Origin of the sequence: Micromonospora globispora (genome assembly GCF_003857015.1) — a bacterium.
Lineage (GTDB): Bacteria > Actinomycetota > Actinomycetes > Mycobacteriales > Micromonosporaceae > Micromonospora > Micromonospora globispora.
In genome coordinates this window covers 1-2,288 of the sequence record NZ_QGGF01000595.1, presented here as the reverse complement: position 1 = coordinate 2,288, position 2,288 = coordinate 1, and the positions used below count along the sequence as shown (strand labels likewise).

The window sequence follows — 2,288 nt, the reverse complement described above, 5'->3', positions numbered from 1 at the left end:
ACCTGGTCGTCCGGCACCGGGTCCGGGAGACCGGGCTGTACGGGGAGGCGCCCTACGTCGACGAGTGGAAGCCGCTGCCGCCCCGCCTGCACCACACCGGCACCCAGCACCGCCCGGTCCGTCTCAGCCGCTTCGCCATCGACACCCACGAGGTCACCCACGGCCAGTACACGCGGTTCCTGGCCGCCACCGGCTACCGCCCGGTCCGACCGGAACGGTTCACCGCCGGCCGGGGTCCCGCCGACGCCCCGGTCACCGGCGTGGACCTGGCCGACGCCCGGGCGTACGCCGACTGGGCCGGGTTGCGGCTGCCGACCGAGGACGAGTGGCAGGTGGCCGCCGAGGCGGGACTGCTGGCCCGGCGGGAACCGCTGGTGTGGAACCTGACCGAGAGCGAACACTCCGACGGCCGTACCCGGTTCGTCATCCTCAAGGGCGGCTGCGCGTACCGAGCCGAGGGCTCCGACTGGTACCTCGACGGCGGCCCGCAGCCGCCCGAGGTGTCGGTGAAGCTGCTGCTCACCGGGGCGGGGCTGAGCCGTTCCGAGTCGATCGGCTTCCGTTGTGCGGCGGACCTGCCGGGGGAGGCGTGATGACCGCACCACTGGACGGGATCAAGGTCGTCGACCTGGCCACGCTGTTCGCCGGGCCGCTCGCCGCCGCCTTCCTCGGCGACTTCGGCGCCGACGTGATAAAGGTGGAGCACCCGGCCAAGCCCGACCCGTCGCGCGGGCACGGTCCGGCGAAGGACGGCGTGGGCCTGTGGTGGAAGGTGCTGGGCCGCAACAAGCGGACCGTCACCTGTAACCTTTCCGATCCTGCGGGGGCGGAGCTGCTGCGCAGGCTGCTCGCCGACGCCGACGTGCTGGTGGAGAACTTCCGCCCCGGCACCCTGGAACGCTGGGGCCTCGGGCCGCAGGAGCTGCATACGGTCAACCCGCGCCTGGTGATCGCCCGGATCAGCGGCTTCGGCCAGACCGGCCCGTACGCGTCCCGGCCCGGGTTCGGCACCCTCGCCGAGGCGATGAGCGGCTTCGCCGCCGCGACCGGGGAACCGGACGGGCCGCCCACCCTGCCGCCGTTCGGGCTGGCCGATTCGGTCACCGCGCTGGCCGCCGCGTACGCGGTGATGCTGGCGCTGCGCGGTCGGGACTTGACCGGTCAGGGTCAGGTGGTCGACCTTGCCATCATCGAACCGATCATGGCGATGCTCGGCCCGCAGATCACCTGGTACGACCAGCTCGGCTACGTCCAGCCCCGGCTCGGCAACCGGTCCAACAACAACGCGCCCCGCAACACCTACCGCTGCGCCGACGGCCGGTGGGTGGCGGTGTCGACCAGCGCGCAGAGCATCGCCGAACGGGTGTTGAAGCTGGTCGGCCGTCCCGAGCTGATCGACGAGCCGTGGTTCGCCACCGGCAGCGGCCGGGCCGCGCACGCCGACGAACTCGACGCCGCCGTGAGCGCCTGGGTCGGGCAGCGCGACCGGGACGAGGTGGTGGCCGCGTTCGAGGCGGCGCAGGCCGCCGTCGCCCCCGTCTACGACGTCCGCGACATCCTCGCCGACCCGCAGTACGCGGCGCTCGGCACCGTCGTCACCGTGCCCGACGAGGAGCTCGGCGCGGTACGGATGCAGAACGTGCCGTTCCGCCTGTCGGCCGGCCCCGGGCGGATCCGACACGCGGGCCGCCGCCACGGCCAGGACACCGACGAGGTGTACCGGTCGCTCGGCCTGACCGACGCCGAGCTGGCCGAGCTGCGCGAGCGGGGCGCGATCTGATGCTGCTCACCTGGCTCTACGTGCCCGGCGACCGGCCCGACCGGTTCGCGAAGGCTGTCGCCTCCGGCGCGGACGGGGTCATCCTCGACCTGGAGGACGCCGTGGTGGCCGGCCGCAAGGCGTACGCCCGACAGGCCGTCGCCCAGTTCCTCCGCGAGCCGCAGCCCGTGCCGGTCCAGGTCCGGGTCAACGAGCTGACCGGGCCGGACGTGGACGCCGACCTGGCCGCCGTGGCCGGCGCGCCGGGGCTGGCCGGGCTCCGACTGCCCAAGGTGGAGTCCCCGGCAACCGTCGCCGCTCTGGCCGCCCGCGTGGACACGCCGCTGCATCCGCTGATCGAGTCCGCCGCCGGGCTGGAGTCCGCGTACGACATCGCCCGCGCGCACCCGGCGGTCGCCTCCCTCGCGCTCGGCGAGGCGGACCTGCGCTCGGACCTCGGCGTCACCGACGACGACGGCCTGCTCTGGGCGCGCGGCCGGGTGGTGGTCGCGGCCCGCGCGCCCAGAGC

3 protein-coding genes are annotated in these 2,288 nt (G+C 74.4%); all 3 read left to right on the top strand.

Annotation, left to right across the window (positions count from 1 at the left end):
* The coding region (locus DKL51_RS29930; RefSeq protein WP_148097885.1) for an SUMF1/EgtB/PvdO family nonheme iron enzyme at positions 1-593 on the top strand (593 nt) is incomplete at its 5' end.
* Positions 593-1,780, top strand: a complete 1,188-nt coding sequence (locus tag DKL51_RS29925; RefSeq protein WP_109948190.1) for a CaiB/BaiF CoA transferase family protein — start codon at positions 593-595, stop codon at positions 1,778-1,780. The genes DKL51_RS29930 and DKL51_RS29925, both read left to right, overlap by 1 nt.
* Positions 1,780-2,288 (top strand): HpcH/HpaI aldolase/citrate lyase family protein (locus tag DKL51_RS29920; RefSeq protein ID WP_260428714.1); only part of this gene is annotated, 509 nt, incomplete at its 3' end. The genes DKL51_RS29925 and DKL51_RS29920, both read left to right, overlap by 1 nt.

Coding starts and splice junctions, on each gene's coding strand:
- DKL51_RS29925 (WP_109948190.1), top strand. CDS start 593: ATGACCGCACCACTGGACGGGATCAAGGTCGTCGACCTGGCCACGCTG.